Source organism: Bradyrhizobium sp. USDA 4532 (assembly GCF_024171315.1).
GTDB lineage: Bacteria > Pseudomonadota > Alphaproteobacteria > Rhizobiales > Xanthobacteraceae > Bradyrhizobium > Bradyrhizobium australafricanum.
Window position 1 is genome coordinate 5941175 of sequence record NZ_JALJZN010000001.1, and the last position, 17190, is coordinate 5958364.

The 17190-nt window shown below is 64.7% G+C and carries 17 protein-coding genes; 3 read left to right on the forward strand and 14 right to left on the reverse strand.

Annotated features, from left to right (window positions below; translation table 11 throughout):
- Positions 1-22: 22 nt before the first annotated feature.
- Positions 23-292: a DUF1150 domain-containing protein gene (locus tag J2R76_RS27345; RefSeq protein WP_016843536.1), complete on the forward strand. Its 270-nt coding sequence runs from the start codon at positions 23-25 to the stop codon at positions 290-292.
- Between the two features lie 79 nt (positions 293-371).
- On the opposite strand, the gene J2R76_RS27350 is transcribed toward J2R76_RS27345, so the two are convergent.
- Entirely contained in the window at positions 372-719 is a 348-nt protein-coding gene (locus J2R76_RS27350) for a DUF6665 family protein (RefSeq protein ID WP_057020400.1), read from the reverse strand.
- A gap of 261 nt (positions 720-980) precedes the next feature.
- Between J2R76_RS27350 and J2R76_RS27355 the strand changes: the two genes are divergently transcribed.
- A complete protein-coding gene (locus J2R76_RS27355; RefSeq protein ID WP_253625211.1) occupies positions 981-1538 on the forward strand; it encodes a cytochrome P460 family protein in 558 nt (185 codons plus the stop codon).
- A 17-nt stretch (positions 1539-1555) separates the two neighbouring features.
- Here J2R76_RS27355 and J2R76_RS27360 read toward each other — a convergent pair whose 3' ends face one another.
- From J2R76_RS27360 to J2R76_RS27370, 3 genes are all read right to left on the reverse strand, one after another.
- On the reverse strand, positions 1556-3085 hold the full coding sequence (locus J2R76_RS27360; RefSeq protein ID WP_253625212.1) for an AMP-binding protein: 1530 nt from the start codon (positions 3083-3085) through the stop codon (positions 1556-1558).
- 123 nt (positions 3086-3208) lie between these two features.
- Positions 3209-4339 (reverse strand): DUF5938 domain-containing protein, encoded by a 1131-nt coding sequence (locus J2R76_RS27365; protein ID WP_092081095.1) that lies wholly within the window; start codon positions 4337-4339, stop codon positions 3209-3211.
- Positions 4340-4375: 36 nt separating this feature from the next.
- Positions 4376-5179, reverse strand: coding sequence for an SDR family NAD(P)-dependent oxidoreductase (locus J2R76_RS27370; protein ID WP_016843541.1), 804 nt, complete (start codon positions 5177-5179; stop codon positions 4376-4378).
- Positions 5180-5543: 364 nt separating this feature from the next.
- On the opposite strand from J2R76_RS27370, the gene J2R76_RS27375 reads away from it, so the two are divergent.
- Positions 5544-6149, forward strand: a complete 606-nt coding sequence (locus J2R76_RS27375; RefSeq protein ID WP_026192040.1) for a TetR/AcrR family transcriptional regulator — start codon at positions 5544-5546, stop codon at positions 6147-6149.
- A gap of 147 nt (positions 6150-6296) precedes the next feature.
- Here the strand turns inward: J2R76_RS27375 and J2R76_RS27380 are convergent, their stop codons facing one another.
- The 10 genes from J2R76_RS27380 to J2R76_RS27425 form a co-directional block, all read right to left on the reverse strand.
- A complete protein-coding gene (locus J2R76_RS27380) occupies positions 6297-6554 on the reverse strand; it encodes a DUF86 domain-containing protein (RefSeq protein WP_253625213.1) in 258 nt (85 codons plus the stop codon).
- 35 nt (positions 6555-6589) lie between these two features.
- Positions 6590-6886, reverse strand: coding sequence for a nucleotidyltransferase family protein (locus tag J2R76_RS27385; protein ID WP_057020394.1), 297 nt, complete (start codon positions 6884-6886; stop codon positions 6590-6592).
- Positions 6887-6941: 55 nt separating this feature from the next.
- Positions 6942-7403, reverse strand: a complete 462-nt coding sequence (ptsN, locus tag J2R76_RS27390; protein WP_016843543.1) for a PTS IIA-like nitrogen regulatory protein PtsN — start codon at positions 7401-7403, stop codon at positions 6942-6944.
- A gap of 231 nt (positions 7404-7634) precedes the next feature.
- Complete coding sequence (gene hpf, locus J2R76_RS27395; protein ID WP_028337939.1) at positions 7635-8234, reverse strand: ribosome hibernation-promoting factor, HPF/YfiA family; 600 nt, start codon at positions 8232-8234, stop codon at positions 7635-7637.
- A 185-nt stretch (positions 8235-8419) separates the two neighbouring features.
- Positions 8420-10075 (reverse strand): RNA polymerase factor sigma-54, encoded by a 1656-nt coding sequence (rpoN, locus tag J2R76_RS27400; protein ID WP_253625214.1) that lies wholly within the window; start codon positions 10073-10075, stop codon positions 8420-8422.
- A gap of 205 nt (positions 10076-10280) precedes the next feature.
- On the reverse strand, positions 10281-11261 hold the full coding sequence (gene lptB / locus J2R76_RS27405) for an LPS export ABC transporter ATP-binding protein (protein ID WP_253588365.1): 981 nt from the start codon (positions 11259-11261) through the stop codon (positions 10281-10283).
- Positions 11262-11602: 341 nt separating this feature from the next.
- Complete coding sequence (locus J2R76_RS27410; protein WP_057020392.1) at positions 11603-12334, reverse strand: LptA/OstA family protein; 732 nt, start codon at positions 12332-12334, stop codon at positions 11603-11605.
- Positions 12331-13056 carry an LPS export ABC transporter periplasmic protein LptC gene (gene lptC / locus J2R76_RS27415; protein WP_057020391.1) on the reverse strand — a complete coding sequence of 242 codons (726 nt, stop codon included), beginning with the start codon at positions 13054-13056 and terminating at the stop codon, positions 12331-12333. The genes J2R76_RS27410 and lptC overlap by 4 nt, the downstream gene beginning before the upstream one ends.
- Before the next feature lie 154 nt (positions 13057-13210).
- Positions 13211-13825, reverse strand: coding sequence for a ribonuclease D (locus J2R76_RS27420; RefSeq protein WP_076833773.1), 615 nt, complete (start codon positions 13823-13825; stop codon positions 13211-13213).
- Between the two features lie 233 nt (positions 13826-14058).
- Complete coding sequence (locus J2R76_RS27425; RefSeq protein ID WP_253625215.1) at positions 14059-16842, reverse strand: autotransporter outer membrane beta-barrel domain-containing protein; 2784 nt, start codon at positions 16840-16842, stop codon at positions 14059-14061.
- Positions 16843-17190 lie beyond the last annotated feature (348 nt).

Here is a 17190-nt window from a genome sequence, read left to right on the forward strand (position 1 = left end):
ATCTGACTGAGGAGTCGAGACCATGAGTGAACTGAGTACCACCACCATCGAATCCGAGAGCGTCACGCCGGAAGCGCTGGCCCATCTGGGCGAAGGTCATATCGCCTACGTGAAGCAGGTCCGCTCCGAGGACGTGCCGGATCTCTTTCCGCAAGCGCCGAAGATCGCGCCGGGCCTCAAGCTGTTCGCACTGCACGCCGCCGACGGCACGCCGATCATGCTGACCGACAGCCGCGAAGCCGCGGTCGCAAATGCGTGGAGCAACGAGCTGCAGGCCGTCAGCGTCCACTGACGCAAATCTACGGCTGAATTCAGCATCCGCGAATTCAATGCGCGGGCCTGCTTCGTCACCGAGGGGGCCTGCGCATTTTTTATGGCGATGAGGTCGACGTGGCGAGCATCGGGCCCATGCTGAGCTGCACCTCGCCGGGCACGTTGTAGTCGCGCATCAGCATGCGGTTGTTGCGCAGCCCGCAGGCTTCCCGCTGCACCACGAACATCCAGAGCGCATGGCCGGCCTCCCGCACCAGGAGGCGCCGTGCCTGTTGTGTTGACGTCGATGTTTCAGCGCGCGGATGGGCGGCATCGAACTCGCGCAGCCTGGCGAGTGCCTGTTCCAGCGCGCGGCCCATGCGGCCGAGCGCACTCGCCCTCTCTTCGGCGAGCTCGTAAGCGAGAACGTCGACGGGAACGCGATCAAGGCGAAAATCGCGGGACATCAGTCATCCCTGGTTCGTTGCGCGCGTCCGTCTTCCGGCGTCATCGGCTGGTTGTCAATAGGTGCTCGTGTCTTCGATCGCCAAGCGAAAGCTCGCTCAACTTGAGCAATTCATTGCGCAGCCTTGGGCAGCGGACCATGGCCGCGGCTCCATTTCGCTCCGTGCATTTCCGTGCTGTAATAAGTTCCCGCGAGAAGCACTGCGACAAGGAATTTCCAGCACGAATCATTCGCCGCCAAATCGATTGAAGGAGATGCGACCATGCAGAAGAGCTCGCTGATCAATCTCGTTGCTTCGGTGTCGATTTCCGTCCTCGCGACAGGTGTCGCGATTTCCGCGCAGGACAAGTACAGCCTGCAGGTGCCCAACGGTCTCGCGTTCTCCGAGTTCAGGGGATACGAGGACTGGCCCGTGATCGCGATCAGCGAGAACGAAGGCGTCATCGCCGCGATCCTGGGCAATCCGGCGATGATCGGCGCCTTCCGGGAAGGCATACCCGGCAATGGCAAGCCGTTCCCGGATGGCGCCAAGATGGCGAAGATCCATTGGATCCCGAAGAAGCAGGAGGCGTATCCCGGTCAACCGACGGTGCCGGGTGCGCAGCATGACGTCGACTTCATGGTCAAGGACAGCAAGAGGTTCGCAGACAGTGGCGGATGGGGATACGGCGCGTTCGAGTATGACGCGGCGTCAGATGTGTTCAGGCCCGCCACTACGGCGGACAATCCGCCGCAGGAAAACGACGCGAAGTGCGGCCATGCGTGCCACACGGTGGTACAGAATCGCGACTACGTGTTCACCGAGTACGGCAAGAGGTAGACATCGGATCGCACGGGCTAGCGTTGCACCAGCCGCGCGCGGATGTCCGGCTTCAGCACCTTGCCGACCTTGGAACGCGGCAGATCGTCCCAGACCTCGATCTGCTTCGGCGTCTTGATGCTGCCGATCTGCTGCTTGACGAAGGCGGCGAGCCCGCTCGCGTCGACAGTGTGGCCGACGCGCGGCTGCACCACGGCGACGATCCGCTCGCCCCATTTGTCGTCGGGCAATCCGATGACGGCGCAATCCTGCACCGCCTCGTGGGCGCGCAACGCGTTCTCGACCTCGATCGAATATACGTTGAAGCCGCCGGTGATGATCATGTCCTTGGCGCGATCGACGATATAGAGATAGCCGTCACCGTCGATGTAGCCGATGTCGCCGGTGTGGTGCCAGCCATGCGCCGAAGCCTCGCGCGTGGCCTCGGGGTTCCTGTAGTAGCCTTCCATGACAAGCGAGCCGCGTACCACAATCTCGCCGCGCGATCCCGCCGGCAACAGCTTGCCGTCGCCATCCATGATGCCGGCCTGCACCAGCGGGCCGATCCGCCCGGCCGACGAGAGTCGCTCCATCGCGATGGTGCCGTCCGGATTGTAGTGATCGGCGGGCGGCATCATCGAGATCATCATCGGCGCCTCGGTCTGGCCGAAGAGCTGCGCCATCGGCCCGATCCGCTTCAAGGCTTCCGCTAGCCGCGTCGCCGAGATCGGTGCCGCGCCGTACCAGAAGCATTGCAGCGAGCTGCGATCGGCCGCGTCGAGCCCGGGATGATCGAGCAGCATGTAGATCACGGTCGGCGGCAGGAAGGTGTGGGTGACGCGGTAGCGCTCGATCAGCGCCAGGAACTCGCCGATGTCAGGGTGGTGCATGATCACGACCCGGCCGCCCAACGTCATGATCGGGAAACAGAGCACGCCGGCGGCATGCGTCAGCGGCGCCAGCGCGAGATAAATCGGGCGGCCCTTGAACGGATAGCCCATCAGGGTCAGCGCGGTCATCGCCTCGATGTTGCGTCCCGACAGCATCACGCCCTTCGGCTTGCCGGTGGTGCCGCCGGTCCCCGGGATCATCGCGAGATCGTCGATCGTGGCGCGCTGATAGACATCATCAGTAAGCCCGCCGAGCCAGCGCTCGAATGACGGCGCGAACGGCAGCTCGGCGTCGAGACAGACCAGCGCGCGCAGCTTGGGCAGGTCCTGCCGGACCGCCTCGACCATCGGCGCAAAGCTGGAATGAAACAGCAGCAGGCTGCAATCGAACTGATCGAGGATGAACTTGTTCTCGGTCGCCTCGTTGCGCGGATTGATCGGACACCACACGGCAGCCGCGCGCGAGATGCCGAACACGCAGGCGAAAGCGAGCGGATCGTTGCCGGACAGGATCGCGACCTTCTCGCCCGGAGAGATACCCGACCGCTCGAGCCCGCGCGCGATCCGGTAGCTCAGCCGCTGCACCTCGCCATAGCTGAGGTCGCGCCCGTCCATGGTGAGACACGGCACGTCGGCGCCGAGCGAGGCACCCTTATCGAGATAATCGATGAAGCGCATGGCAGGTCTCGCGCAAGAGGCGGGTGACGCGCTACTGCGTCACCCGCGGAAGGTGCGTTTTCGAGCAAAACGAAAACGCTTCAGGGAAGGAGTGTCGAGCCCCGATCCGAGCGGGGCTCAAGCTCAATCATGCACGGTCAGGACCGGCTTGCCGACCAGCCCAAAACTGCGCAATTGCCCGAGCAGCTCGCGATGGCCGAACGCCTGACAGCCGGAGGCGAACCCTACACGCTTGGGCGGCTGCTGCAGCAGGTGCGCGGCAGCATAGGCCTGCAGCATGCCGGTCTGCTTGTAGTTGCTGTTGCCGTAGATGACGCAGTGCGCGCGCCCCAGCGGGCCGGAGGCATACACCGAATCCAGCGACTTGTTGACACGCGGGTTCTCGCGCGGCGGCATGGTGTTCATCACGCCGGCAGCGGTCTGTGCCAGCGCGGCGTAGCGCTCGTCGGGCTTCATGTCCTTGGTCGCCTCCAGCGCGGCGGCGACGATCTGCGGCACGCCCAGCATCAGCGCGCGATTGAACACGCCGCCCAGCACCTTCACGTTGGCCACGCGCGGATCCTGCTTGAACCACACCGGGTGCGACGTGCCGCCCCACGGCAGCGCCAGCGCCAGCTCGTGCTGGCCGGGGATGGCGAGGTTGTAGAGGCCGGCATCGGGCTGATGCTCGACGTACTTGTTCTGCTCCAGGTAGTAGGCCTTGGCCATCGCGGCGTTGACCAGGATGGTCTGCGTCGAGGCGATGGTCGGGCTGCCGCCCCAGAACACGGCGATATCAAGTGTGTCGAGGCCGGGCGTTTCCAGGCACAGCTGCGCGGCGATCTCGCCGGTGGTGTACATCTGCGCGATGCCCGGCGCCAGCAGCAGGCCGGCATTGGCGAATTTCGTGCCAAACTCCTGCTCGAGCGTGATCAGCCAATCCTGCTCGCCGGTCGTGTCGGTGTAGTGGCACCTGGCAGCCAGGCAGGCCTGCACCACCTCGCCGCCGAACTTGGCGAAGGGGCCCACGGTGTTGAGCACCACCGAGGCGCCCTTGAACAATTCAGTCAGCGCGGCCACGGTGTGCGGCACCGACACGACCTCGTAGTCGGCGGTCTCGATGCCGGCCACGTTCGACTTCATCGCGGCGTTGAGCTTCTCGGCGCTGCGGCCAGCGGCGATGAAGGGGATGTTGTACTCGCGCAGATATTCGCAGACCAGCCGGCCGGTATAGCCGGAAGCGCCATAGACGATGACGGGCTTCTTGTCGCTCATTGCGATCCTCCGAAATGCTTGTTGTCGGCTTTGTTGCTACATGCCCATGCCGCCATCGACCGGCAGGCCGATGCCAGTGATGAATCGCGCATCGTTCGAGCACAGGAACACGGCGGCGTCGGCGATGTCGGAGACCTCCGCGAGCTTGCCGAGCGGCGTCTGCTCCACCACCGAACCGACAGCGGCGTTGACGTCGGGCGCGAGACCGATCTTCACGATGTCGTTGGCGAGCTGCAGGCCCATGTCAGTCGGGATCAGGCCTGGATAGATGCAGTTGACGCGCACGCCATAGCCGAGCTTGCCGGCTTCCATCGCGCCGACCCGCGTCATGCGGTCGACCGCGGATTTGGTGCCGGAATAGACCGCGATGCTCGGGAAGGCGATCGTCGCCGCGACCGAAGCGATATTGACGACCGCGCCGCCCTTGCCCGCGGCGCCGCCCGGCCGCATCGCGCGGAAGGCGTGCTTCATGCCGAGCACGGTGCCGACGATGTTGACGTCGCACATGCGGCGCGCGTCCTCGGCCTTGATGTCGGCGACCAGCGACGTGATCTCGATGCCGGCATTGTTGATCAGGATGTCGAAGCCGCCGAGAGTTTCGACCGTCGCTGCGGCGGCCCGCTCCCATTGCGCATCGTCAGTGACGTCGAGCTTGACGAAGCCGGTCTTGACCCCGGCCTTGGCGATCTCGGCGGCGCTGGCCTTGCCGGCGTCATCCAGAATGTCACCGATCATGACCGCGGCGCCGGACCGCGCCAATGCCTGCGCGATCGCCGCGCCAATCCCCCGGGCGCCGCCGGTGACCAGGGCTTTCCTGCCTTCAAGGCTCTTCCCACTCATGACGTAGTCCTCCCTTTGCTTGCCGATTGATGGTGGTGCTGACAGAGGCAGCGCGGGCCGGGGCCTGCGCATTTGGAGCGCAATGGTGATCGCGGCCGGCGTCGGCAGGGCGCAGCGTTGGCGTGCCCGGCGGTGCATCTCCTCCTGTTTCTCGATTGGTCAGCCGTCTTGACGGTTGTCCAAATTTATTGCGCCAACCCTCATCCAGGAACTTGACACTTGTCAAGTCTGAATTTGACAAGTGTCAAAGAGGATGATTGTGAAGAGATGGAGCGCGCCGCGGTCGCCGCGGTATAGTTGCTCGAGGGAAGAAGCAGAGGGAAGGCACGGAATGGCGCGGCAAGCGACAGGAGCGGCCCAACGGGTGGCTGTAGCGGCCGAGGCGCTGCGCGACGAGAAGTTCAACGCGCGGCGCGTCGAGCTCGCGGAGGCCGCGCTGGAGACGCTTGGCGAGCTCGGCTTCGCGCGCACCAGCCTGCGCGAGATCGCGCAAAACTCCGCATTCACGCACGGCGTGTTTCACTACTACTTCAGCGACAAGCTCGATTTGATCTGCTGCTGCGTCCGCCACTACAAGGCGAAATGCGTGACGCGCTATGACGAGGTGGTGACGACAGCACGCAGCCGCGACGAATTGACCGAAGGTTTTCTCGCCAAGCTCGCGGCCACGCTCGAAAACGAAGCGCGCATGCATCGGCTCTGGTACGATCTGCGCTCGCAGGCGATGTTCGAGCCGGCGTTCCGCAAGGACGTGCTCGAGATCGACAAGAGCCTGGAAGCGATGATCTGGCGCATCGCCACGCGCTACGCCGAGCTCGGCAACAAGCGGCCGGCATCGTCACCGGCGGCGCTGTACGCGCTGTTCGACGGCCTGTTCCAGAGCGCGCTGCTCCGGCATCTCGCCAATGACGAGAAGGCAATCCCCGATCTGCTCGACGAGGTTCGCCGTCTGCTGCCGACGATCTGCTGAGAGGTTTGCGAACGCTCCGTAGCCCGGATGGAGCGCAGCGTAATCCGGGACTGAACTATCCGCAGTTAGAGTAGCTCCGGATTGCGCTTCGCTCCATCCGGGCTACGGACTACTCCAATGAAGCCTTGAGCGCCAACAGCGCGGCCTTCAGCGGTGGTAGATCATCCTTGACCTCGTGGCGTCAACGCGCTGGTAATCATGCCGCAAGATGTTGCCTATGCCTGCGATGTCTTTCCAGCGGACATTCTCGTGCTGAGCCTTTAACTCGCTGCCGAGGTGGCGGCTCGCTTCCGAAATGACTTCGATTCCGCGTTCAATTGCGGAGCGCAGCAGCCACGAGCGCTCGTAGTCGCGGATGGATTTTCCTGCCAACGCCTTTTCGATGCCACGGATGCTTTCGAGCATGTCGTGGATACGAAGCAAGGGGAGCGCACGATCATTCAGAAAACCCGCGTTGCCTCCGCCTCGATCCGCTCTCGAATCAGTGGATGAAGTCCTTTGCGTGTGGTGAGATCGACTTCGACGCCGAGACTCTCTTCGAGCAGTCGCTTGGTCGCGACCAGGTCGAGAGCATTGAACCGGCTGCGAGGATCGTAGTCCACGAAAAGATCAATATCACTCCCTGCACGAGCCTCGTCGCGCGCAGTCGAACCAAATAGATACAGCGAAGTCGCCCCGAGTGCCTTGATGGCATCGGCCTGGTCACGGAGCTTCCTGAGGGCTTCGGTTCGCGTCACGAACGAACTATACCACGGGCCGCCAAGCGCCCGCAAAATCGTACGGCAGGCGGCCTTACGCCGCGCTCGCCGGCGGCAGTGCGAGCACCGAGTAGATCGCCTGGGCGTCGCGTGAGGCGCGCAGCTTCTTGGCGACGTCCTGGTCGCGCAGCAGGCGGGCGATCCGCGCCAGCGCCTTGAGATGGTCGGCGCCGGCGCCTTCCGGTGCGAGCAGCAGGAAGATCAGGTCGACCGGCTGGCCGTCCATCGCCTCGAAATCGATCGGGCGCTCAAGGCGGGCGAAGAAGCCGAACAGCTTCTCCAGCTTGGGCAGCTTGCCGTGCGGAATGGCGACGCCATAGCCGACCGCCGTGGTGCCGAGCTTCTCGCGCTGCAGCAGCACCTCGAAGATGGCGCGCTCATTCTGCCCGGTCAGAGCGGAGGCACGCGCGGCGAGTTCCTGCAGCGCCTGCTTCTTGCTGATGACTTTCAAAGCCGGGAGAATCGCCTCGGGTGCGACCAAATCGGTAATCGGCATTGGGACGTTCCGAGGTGAATGACCGTCAGGTTGCGAAATAGGCTTTACAGCGGCGGCGTCAAGAAGATGAGGTGGGATGCGGGCTTAGCCCGGGTCCGGTTGGCAGGGCTTCTACTCCAACGTATCGGCGGTGCCAACACCTGCGAACCCTGTTCCGCCCCCCTTGTTCCTGGAGGCGGCGGACCATAAGCAGGGCCGGCTTCGGACGTCAATGCCATCTGCCAACTATCCTCAAGGGCTCACCGCCGGCGGATCGACCCAGCCGACATTACCGTCCGTACGGCGGTAAATGATGTTCAACCGGCCGCTGCCGCCATGCTGGAACACCAGGCAGGAGGCGCCGGTCAGATCGAGCTCCATCACGGCTTCGCTGACCGACAGCCGCTTCAGCGCGGTGGTTGCCTCGGCAATGATCACCGGGCTGTATTCGGTGACCTCGTCCTCGTTCTCGGGCGCCTCGATGACGTAGCTCGGCGCGTCGAGCCCGACGCCGTTCAATTCGGCGAGCGCGGCCGTCGCGGCATAGGTCTTGCGGGCGGAGCGATCCTTGAGCCGGCTCTTGTAGCGGCGCAGGCGCTTCTCGATCATCAAGAGCGCGGCGTCCGCGCTGGCATAGGCGTCGGTGGCGTTGGATTCGGCTTCCAGCGTGATGCCGGAATCCAGATGCAGCGCGCAATCGGTTCGGAAGCCGAAGCCATCCTTGCTCAGCGTGATGTGACCCGAATAGTTGCCATCAAAATACTTTCGCAGGACCTCGTCGGTGCGCTCGCTGACGCGCGCGCGAAGCGCCTCGCCGATGCTGATGCTCTTTCCCGAGATTCGAAGGGTCATTTGATGCCTCAATTGCTGGATGCCTCGATCACTCTTGCAGGAGCATGATGCTTGCTGGGCTTCCGGTTACCTCCCTTTCTGGACGACGTTCGACCTGGAAAGATTGAGACTATCCCGATTTGGCGCGAACGCAACGAGCGCATGGCCCGGTCCGTACCCGAACGGGGTCACGCTCAAGAAGTAACCTAAACGGAGGCCGTGTCGCGCGACCGGTCGGACGAGGAGGCAGGAGCCGAAAGGGCATTACCGAGCATGCTCTGTTTGTCACGGCGGCGCTGCACCGAGGATGGTATCCGCATCGCCTCGCGATACTTCGCGACGGTACGGCGGGCGATATCAATGCCCGAGGCGCGCAAACGTTCCACGATCGTGTCGTCGGACAGGATCGCCGACGCGGCCTCGCCGTCGATCAATTGCTTGATGTGATGACGCACCGCTTCGGCCGAATGCGCCTCGCCGCCGTCGGCCGACGCGATCGAGGCGGTGAAAAAATACTTCAATTCAAAACTGCCGCGATTGGTCGCCATGTATTTGTTGGCGGTGACGCGCGACACCGTCGATTCATGCATCTGGATCGCGTCCGCGACCGCCTTCAGATTGAGCGGCCGCAAATGCGCGACGCCATAAGTGAAGAAGCCATCCTGCTGGCGGACGATTTCGGTCGCGACCTTCAGGATGGTGCGGGCGCGCTGATCGAGCGCGCGGACCAGCCAGGTCGCGTTCTGCAAGCAATCGGTGAAATACGACTTGTCACCGTCCTTGCGGATCGTCTTCGACAGTTCAGCGTAATAGGTCTGGTTGACCAGCACGCGCGGCAGAGTGTCGCTGTTGAGCTCGACATGCCAGCCGCCGTCGGGACCCGGACGCACATAGACGTCGGGCACCATGGTTTGCGTTCGCGCGGTGCCGAACTTCAGTCCGGGCTTCGGGTCGAGCCGGCGAATCTCGGCGATCATGTCGGTGATGTCTTCGTCGTCGACGCCGCAGAGCTTTCGCAAGGCCGCGATGTCGCGCTTGGCGAGCAGGTCGAGATGCTCGACCAGCGCCTGCATCGCCGGATCGTAGCGATCGAGCTCGCGCAGCTGGATCGCGAGGCATTCGCTCAGGTTTCGCGCGCATACGCCGGGCGGATCGAACTTCTGCAGCACGGCGACGACCTCGTCGACCGCTTGCTGCGACGCACCGAGCCGCTCGGCGGCCTGGCCGAGATCGGCCGGCAGGTAGCCGGCGTCGTCGACCAGGTCGATCAGATACTGCCCGATCATGCGCTGCGCCGGCGCCGAGAACGCGACCGCGAGTTGTTCGGCGAGGTGGTCGGCAAGCGTCAGCTCGGCGGCCACGAAAGCTTCGAGATTGTACTCGTCGTCGCTGGAGGCGCCGCCGCCCCATTCGGTGTAGACCGATGGCGGTGCATCCTGCGCGGCGCGCGCCGCCGCCTCCGCCGGCTCCTCGGAAAACACGTTGTCGAGGCGGGTATCGAGCGTCTGCTCGATTTCGGCGCGGCTGCCGAGGTCGCGGTTCAGCCATTCCTCCTGGCCGGGATCGAATCCGGCCTCGCCGCCTGGGCCTGCGGCCATGTCGGAGGCGTCGCCATCGTCCCCATAGCTGCTGGAACCGTCGGAATCGCCGTAGTCCGGCCGCTCCATGGCGGGCTCGCCCGCCACCGGCGGCTCCGGTCCGTCGGCCGCCCGCTCCAGCAGCGGATTGCGCTCCAGCTCTTCCTCGACAAAGGCCGACAGATCAAGGTTCGACAGTTGCAGCAGCTTGATCGCCTGCATCAGCTGCGGCGTCATCACCAGCGACTGCGACTGGCGGAACTCTAGTCTTTGGGTCAGCGCCATGGAGGCAAGAACGATCCTAAAAGTTGGCTCGATTCTTGCTTATATTAGTCCGAAGCCCTTGTACACGGCTTGACGGATTGGAAAATAGCGATAACCGCGATCAGCAAAAGTGGACGCCCCTGTTTTGCGTCCGATCGCGCGTCAAATTCTTTAATTAGCGCATGATCTTATCGCCAAACCGCTTCACACTTTGGCGGATCATGCGCTACAGGCGGAATTCCTCGCCAAGGTAAAGCCGACGTACATCGGGATCATTAACGATCTCCTCCGGGCTTCCCTCAGTCAAGATTTCACCGGCATAGACGATATAGGCGCGGTCGGTCAGGCCGAGCGTCTCGCGGACATTGTGGTCGGTGATGAGCACGCCGATGCCGCGGTTGGTGAGATGGCGGACGAGGTCCTGGATGTCGCCGACCGCGATCGGGTCGATGCCGGCGAACGGCTCGTCGAGCAGCATGTAATTGGGGCGCGTCGCCAGCGCGCGCGCAATCTCGACGCGGCGGCGCTCGCCGCCGGACAACGCGATCGACGGGCTCTTGCGCAGCCGCGTGATGTTGAACTCGTCGAGCAGCGAATCCAGCTCGTGCTCGCGCTTCTTCTTCGAGGGCTCGACGACCTCGAGCACCGCGCGGATGTTCTGCTCGACCGACAGGCCGCGGAAGATCGAGGCTTCCTGCGGCAGATAGCCGATGCCAAGGCGCGCGCGCTGATACATCGGCAGCTTGGTGACGTCGTGGCCATCGAGCTCGATCGCGCCGCGATCGGCCTTGATCAGCCCGGTGATCATGTAGAACACGGTGGTCTTGCCGGCGCCGTTGGGCCCGAGCAGGCCGACCGCCTCGCCACGGCGCACATAGATGCTGACGCCGCGCACGACCTGGCGGCTGCCAAAACTCTTTTCCACGCTATGCACAGCCAGATAACCCGGCCGCTTGATCAGCTGCGGCGCGGCGGGCGCGCTGTTCCTGGCCGGCCTCGCCCGCGCCAGCGCTGCTGCCGGTTGGGATCGCGGCAGCTCGACGCCGGGAGCCGACGCGGCGCGCGCCATCGGCGGCGCGTCGCGCACTGGAGACGTCAGCATCTCGCCGAACTGGTCGTCGAGCGCCGTAATGTCGTCATGCGAGCGCGCAAATCCGGTACTGCGTTTCGCAGAGCGCCGCCGGAACATGCCGAGAAAATCCACCATCCCCGCTTCGCTTCAGCCTTTCACGGTGATCCCGCGACCTCGCCTGCGCATCGATCGATTCGCGTGCGAAGCCGCAAGCATGAGCCGGAAATCTGAATACCGGCCTTCCCGCGCGACAAAAGCGGACGCGTTTGCGCGGAGATCATGCTCGAACAACACGGCAAAGCGCGATCACCCGCGCCTTGAATGAATGGATGCCCCTGTCCCGGCCAACATATTCCCCTCGAGGCGCATTGTTCGGCCGGGCCGCTGCAGTAGATACAGTCTCGCCCCGCCGGCTTCAACCACGCGGCCGCAGAATATTATCTAACTGATTGATTCTGCTTGACCTTACGTGAAGCTTACTTGGACTTGCCGCCGGGAAGCAGCTGCATCGGCGACGGGGCCGGGGCTGAGCCGGGGGCGGCCGGCGTGCCGCACTTGCCGCTCTGTCCGCCCGGCGACTGGATGAACAGGCCCTGCACCTTGCCATTGTCGGCTTCGACGCGCGAGACGCCGGTGGTCATGTCGACCAAAAGGCGGTCGCCGCGCAGCACATTCTGGCACTGGGTCAGCACCACCTGGCTGCCGCCGCCGCCAAGCATCGTGATCAGATTGGTCTTGGTGTCGAAGATCGCGGTCTCGCCGGTGACGACCTGATCCTTCTGGGTCACGACGACATTGCCCTTCGCCTCCAGCCGCTTGATCGAGGAGGCGCCGCCGGGGCCCGGGGTTGCCGTCTGCATCGGCGCGGCGCCCTTGGCGTTTGCCCCCTTGGTGCCGGCCGGGGCGGGCGCCGGCGCCTGGGTCGATTTATCCTCGTAGAACACGACCAGCGTCTTCGACGTCATGGTGGTGTCGCCCTGCACGACCTTCACATTGCCGGCGAAGGTCGCCTCCTTTTTCTTGTCGCGCATTTCGAGCGAAGCAGCCTCGATCTGGATCGGCTGGTCGCGGTTCTGCGAGAAGCCCTGCATGGCGTTGGGCACGCCGCTCATCGAGCCCTGCGCGAACGCGGCACTCGCGGAGAAAAGCGCGAGCAGGAACGCCGCAATTGCCATGCCGTGCGGAAAACGTCTCATCATCAAAATCATTTCGTGTTGGCGGATTTGCGCGGCTTCGGCGGCGGCGGCGGTGGAGCGGGCTCGGCAGGCGGGGCAGCATTGTTGTCACCAAGCTTGTCGAGATTCATCACGACATTGCCTTCGAACCGCACCAGCTCGCCGCTGTTGTAGATCCGGAGCCTGTCGGCGGTCAGCGTGCCGTCGAGCAGCTTGACGTCGACATGCTCGTCCGACGACACGTTGCCCTTGTTGATGTCGACGAAGGCCTGCGTCAGCCTCGCCTCATAGCCGGTGGACGACTGCAGGAAGATGTCCTGGCGCAAGTCGAGCAGCTGCTTCTTGTTGTCGAAGAAGCCGGTGCGCGCATCCATCGTCACCGTCGACCGATCCTGCTGCGCCACCTTGGCGCGGATCGTCTTCAGCTCGACATGGTCGGGATCGGTGACATCCTGGATCGCCGCCTTGGCCCACATTTCGTAGGGCCGTCCGTCGTTGGAGAAGCCGGCGATATGCGGCGCTTCCATCGTGATCTTGGTGCCGGACACGACGAGGTTATCCATCTCGAGCGGCAGCTTGGGGATCAGGTCGTGGAACGGATTGAAGAGTGCGATGTAGATGATCACGGCCATCGCCAGCCCGACCATCGCGGGAACCGCGACGCGCAGAATCCGCACCATGCGACTGTGCCGCGCGGCGGCGGCAAAGCGCGCCTCGAGGCCCGTGACATAGGCTGGATTCTGAACCGAATTCACCTGAGCTCCAGAGGCGCGAAACTGCCCCTATTCTAGCCGGAGCCGCCCGAATATGCAGCCCGGACCTCACCTCGCGCCCCCGCAGCGGACCACGCGTGAACAGTTTGGCCGAAACGGGGCGGAACTGCCCCGGCCGAGACGAATTCGGCGCTCATCATGAATGGGCGAAAATGTCCTCGGCCTCCCAGCCGTCGAGATCGAGCCTGGCACGGGCGGGAAGGAAATCGAAGCAGGCCTGGGCGAGATCGGTCCGTCCCTCGCGCGCGAGCATGACGTTCAACTTGTCGCGCAGCGCATGCAGGTGCAGCACGTCGGAGGCCGCGTAGGCGAGCTGGGCCTCGCTGAGGCTTTGCGCGCCCCAGTCGCTCGACTGCTGCTGCTTCGACAATTCGACGTTCAGCACCTCGCGCACCAGATCCTTCAGGCCGTGGCGATCGGTGTAGGTGCGCGACAGCCGCGAGGCGATCTTGGTGCAATAGACCGGCGTCGGCATCACGCCGAACGTGTTGTAGAGCACCGCGACGTCGAACCGTGCGAAATGGAAGATCTTGGTGATCTTGGGATTGGCGAGCAGCGCCTTCAGGTTCGGCGAATCGGTGTGGCCCTTCGGAATCTGGATCACGTCGGCGGTGCCGTCGCCGTTCGACATCTGCACCACGCAGAGCCGGTCACGGTGCGGATGCAGCCCCATGGTCTCGGTGTCGATCGCCACCGAATCGGTGTAGCGGGACAGATCGGGCAGGTCGCCGCGATGCAGGCGGATGGTCATGCTGTCAAAAACCTCGTCGAATCGCTGTCGGAATAAACTACCGTCCAATCCGCCGACAGGCGAGCACGCGCCAGTCTTCGGATCGCGCATTGGTATCGGGGCCCGTCAGGGCCGGACACGAGCAGCGGGAATCCTTAATTGTTCCGGCACAGATAGTTCAGGGTGTACCGCCATTGTGCAGCGGAGACAATGGGTTGCTGTCCCCGCCGCGCGCCCCCCACGAGGGCGCGCCGTCATTGCCAGCTGACGCGGAGGCCGAAGCGGCCGGTGATGTCCTCGCGATGGAGGCTGTCCACCGAGGTCGTGTAGTCGGCGCTCGCATAGGCGCTGATCGTGCGATTGAGCTGCGCGGAGACGCCGGCACCGATCTCGACGGCGGTGCCGCGGCTTTGCACGCCGATCAGGTCCGTCGTCGCGAAGGCGATGCTGCGGTCGTTCGCGGCCGTGTGCCAGAGATTGGCCTCGAGATACGGACGCAATTCGGTCGTGCCGACGACGAAGGTTGAGGGAATGCGCACGCCGAGCCGCCCGGTCAACGTATCGGCACTGCCGAGCGCGACGCTCGAAAACATGTCGTTGAAGCTGTCGAACGACTGGCGCTGCCATATCAGCTGCAACTGCGGCTCGATCGCGAGAAAACTGTTCAGCGGGATCGGCGCGCCGGCTTCCAGCGATGCAGCGACGCCGGTGCCCGACACCCGTGCGCCGACCTGACGATCCGACTGCGGGCTTGCGCCGTAGAAACTGCCCATCAGCACGGCGCCGACATACCAGCCCGACGGGCCGACATGGGTCCAGTAGCCGCCGATGTTCTGGCTGTCGATCGAGAGCGTGCCGGTGCGGACGTCGTTCAGGCCGAGCGCGAAGCCGCTGATGTTGCCGCTGGCCCAGCCATACGCATAGAAGAAGCCGGCGCGATCATGATGCTCGGGCGCGGACTGGAAGCGCAGGATGTCGACGCCGACCTGCACGCCGGCCATGGTGCCGTCGAAGGCGGGGCTGACCGTGCTGGCCCAGCTCTGCGAGCTGTGCGAGCCATAGGCACGCGCCCACGCCGCCGACTGTTCGCCGCCGCTGGTCAGCAAGGCCTGATCGCCCTGGCGCTGATGGAAGGTGCCGAGCGTCGCCAGCCCGAGCTTTTGCGCCACCTGCGGCAGCGCCGAATAGACCGACACCTCCTCACGGTAGAGCTGGACCGGCGCGACGCCCGCCGGCGGCGGCGTCAGCGACGACAGATCCTCCGCAGGCAGCCCCGGAGGCGGCGGCACCACGTTGGGCGATAAAGGCGGCGCCGGCGCGGGCGCAGCCGGCGGCGCAGGCGAGGCCGTGCCGGGCAACAATGTCGAGCGCAGATACCAGTTGTCGGCGCTGCCGGCGGAGACGCCGCCGCGGAACAAGAGATATTCGTGCGCGCCCGCTACGACGGCGTTGGAGAGGCCGAACGCGCCCGCAGCCGTGGTGCCGCCGTTGACGGCCTGCACCACCATGATGCCGTCGGCGGTGGTCAGCGCGCCCGCGCCGCCGGCATTGGTGACGGTCACCGCGGTCGAGCCCGACGCATTGCCGCCGGAGATGACGAGCCGATCCGACGGCGACCCATCGCCGCCGAGCACGGTGCGCAGATAGAGCCCGCCGCCATTGCCGACATAGTTGCCGGCAATGGTCAGGCTGTTCGCCGCGGTAGCGCCGCCATTGGTCAGGTTGATGACGCCGGCATTGGTGACGGTGATCGGCGGGCCGCCCGGAAACGGCGTGATCGACGGATTGGCGCCGTTGCCCGCCAGCAGGCTGGTGCCGGCCGCGATCGACACATTGCCGGTCAGCGACGTCTGCAGCGTCAGCGAGCCGCTGTTGACGAAGGTGTTGGCGAAGGTGCCGGTGCCGGCCCAGGTCCAGTCATTGCCCTCCATCGTCAACGTCTGGAATCGCGCGAACGCATTGTTGGCCGTGCCGCTGCCTTGCAGCCGCACCTGGTTGTTGCCGCCGCCGCCATCGGCAAGCCCGACGATCTGCGATCCGGTTTGCAGGATCAAATTCACCGCACCGCCGCCGCCCGCGAGCGCCGTACCGCTGTTGCCGGCGATCAGGCCGGCATTGACGATGGTGGTGGCGCCGTTGAGCGTGCGGATCGCGGGTCCCGCCTGGCTGATGATCTTGCCGCCGGCGAGGTTCTCGATGCGGGCGGTGAACGACGATCCGGCGGTGTTGGAGAACACGCCGTCGGCATTGACGCCGCGCGCCTCGATCATGCCGCTGTTGCGCAACACACCCGCATTGCCTTGCATGAACACGGTGTTGTTGGCGGTGCCGCCCGCGTCCCCACCGGTCGTGAGCAGCGTGCCGGTATTGGTGATGGTCGCAAACTGGCCGGCGGAGAAGATCGCACGGGCGCCTGCGCCGGCCGTGGTGATGGTGCCGCTATTGGTGAAGGTGTTGCTGTCGCCGGTCTGCACATAAAGGCCGTGCGATTGCGGGCCCTGGGTGGTGATCGTCCCGGTATTGATCAGCGTGTTGTTGTTGTGCTGCGTGAGACCGGTGATGGCAAGGCCGCGCGAGGTGCCGTTCTGCGTCGTGATCGCACCGTTATTGATCAGCGTGTTGCCGTTGCTGCTGGCGGCGATCGCATTGCTGCCGGCGCCCGAGGTCGTGATCACGCCCGACGCGCCGTTGGTGAAGACGTTGCCGTCGCCGCTGCCGAAGATGCCGGTGCCACCGCCGCTGATGGTCAGCGTGCCGTTATTGGTGGCGGCACTGCCGGAGACAAGCCCGATCGCGGTCGCTCCGGCGCCGGGCGTGATGCCGGCGCCCTGCAGCACGTTCACGGTGACGTTCGAGCTGCCGGCAGCGGCCTGCACGCCGGCCGGCGAGGGATTCGGCGCTGCGGTCGAGCAGGTTACCGTCTGCCCGCTCGCCGGCGCGAGACTGTCGCAGGCGGCAAACGCCGGCGACGTGGACAACAGGCAACCGCCACTTAGAGCCGTGCACGACAGGATCGCCGCGAGCCGCGAGGAAACCATGCCCTTACTCCAACGTCGGCGCGAAGCCGAGCCCCCGGCCCCGCGCCACCTGCTACCCCCGCCCCGCTCTCAGCTCCGCTCCGTTCAAGCTTGAAACGATTTGCAGCGACCTGTTGCGCGGTCGCCACAGACAGAACCATGAGATGTATCCGCACGATTCACACCCTTGGCGTGCGCACGCTTTCAAGGTTGTGAAGTACAGCATTCACCCGTTGCAGTTATCGACCGACACAACCGGAAACAATCGCCATGGCGTCTCGGGTGCGCCGCTGTCCCCATTTTCTCGCCAAGTTCGACGTGGGCACGCGGCCAAGTCGGGGCCAAGTCATTGCCGCGACGCGTTCAATT

What these genes read in the sequence shown, in the direction of transcription:
- J2R76_RS27345 (WP_016843536.1), top strand. Translation starts at nt 23, where the DNA reads ATGAGTGAACTGAGTACCACCACCATCGAATCCGAGAGCGTCACGCCG.
- J2R76_RS27350 (WP_057020400.1), bottom strand. Translation starts at nt 719, where the DNA reads ATGTCCCGCGATTTTCGCCTTGATCGCGTTCCCGTCGACGTTCTCGCT.
- J2R76_RS27355 (WP_253625211.1), top strand. Translation starts at nt 981, where the DNA reads ATGCAGAAGAGCTCGCTGATCAATCTCGTTGCTTCGGTGTCGATTTCC.
- J2R76_RS27360 (WP_253625212.1), bottom strand. Translation starts at nt 3,085, where the DNA reads ATGCGCTTCATCGATTATCTCGATAAGGGTGCCTCGCTCGGCGCCGAC.
- J2R76_RS27365 (WP_092081095.1), bottom strand. Translation starts at nt 4,339, where the DNA reads ATGAGCGACAAGAAGCCCGTCATCGTCTATGGCGCTTCCGGCTATACC.
- J2R76_RS27370 (WP_016843541.1), bottom strand. Translation starts at nt 5,179, where the DNA reads ATGAGTGGGAAGAGCCTTGAAGGCAGGAAAGCCCTGGTCACCGGCGGC.
- J2R76_RS27380 (WP_253625213.1), bottom strand. Translation starts at nt 6,554, where the DNA reads ATGCTCGAAAGCATCCGTGGCATCGAAAAGGCGTTGGCAGGAAAATCC.
- ptsN (WP_016843543.1), bottom strand. Translation starts at nt 7,403, where the DNA reads ATGCCGATTACCGATTTGGTCGCACCCGAGGCGATTCTCCCGGCTTTG.
- hpf (WP_028337939.1), bottom strand. Translation starts at nt 8,234, where the DNA reads ATGACCCTTCGAATCTCGGGAAAGAGCATCAGCATCGGCGAGGCGCTT.
- rpoN (WP_253625214.1), bottom strand. Translation starts at nt 10,075, where the DNA reads ATGGCGCTGACCCAAAGACTAGAGTTCCGCCAGTCGCAGTCGCTGGTG.
- lptB (WP_253588365.1), bottom strand. Translation starts at nt 11,261, where the DNA reads ATGGTGGATTTTCTCGGCATGTTCCGGCGGCGCTCTGCGAAACGCAGT.
- J2R76_RS27410 (WP_057020392.1), bottom strand. Translation starts at nt 12,334, where the DNA reads ATGATTTTGATGATGAGACGTTTTCCGCACGGCATGGCAATTGCGGCG.
- J2R76_RS27420 (WP_076833773.1), bottom strand. Translation starts at nt 13,825, where the DNA reads ATGACCATCCGCCTGCATCGCGGCGACCTGCCCGATCTGTCCCGCTAC.
- J2R76_RS27425 (WP_253625215.1), bottom strand. Translation starts at nt 16,842, where the DNA reads ATGGTTTCCTCGCGGCTCGCGGCGATCCTGTCGTGCACGGCTCTAAGT.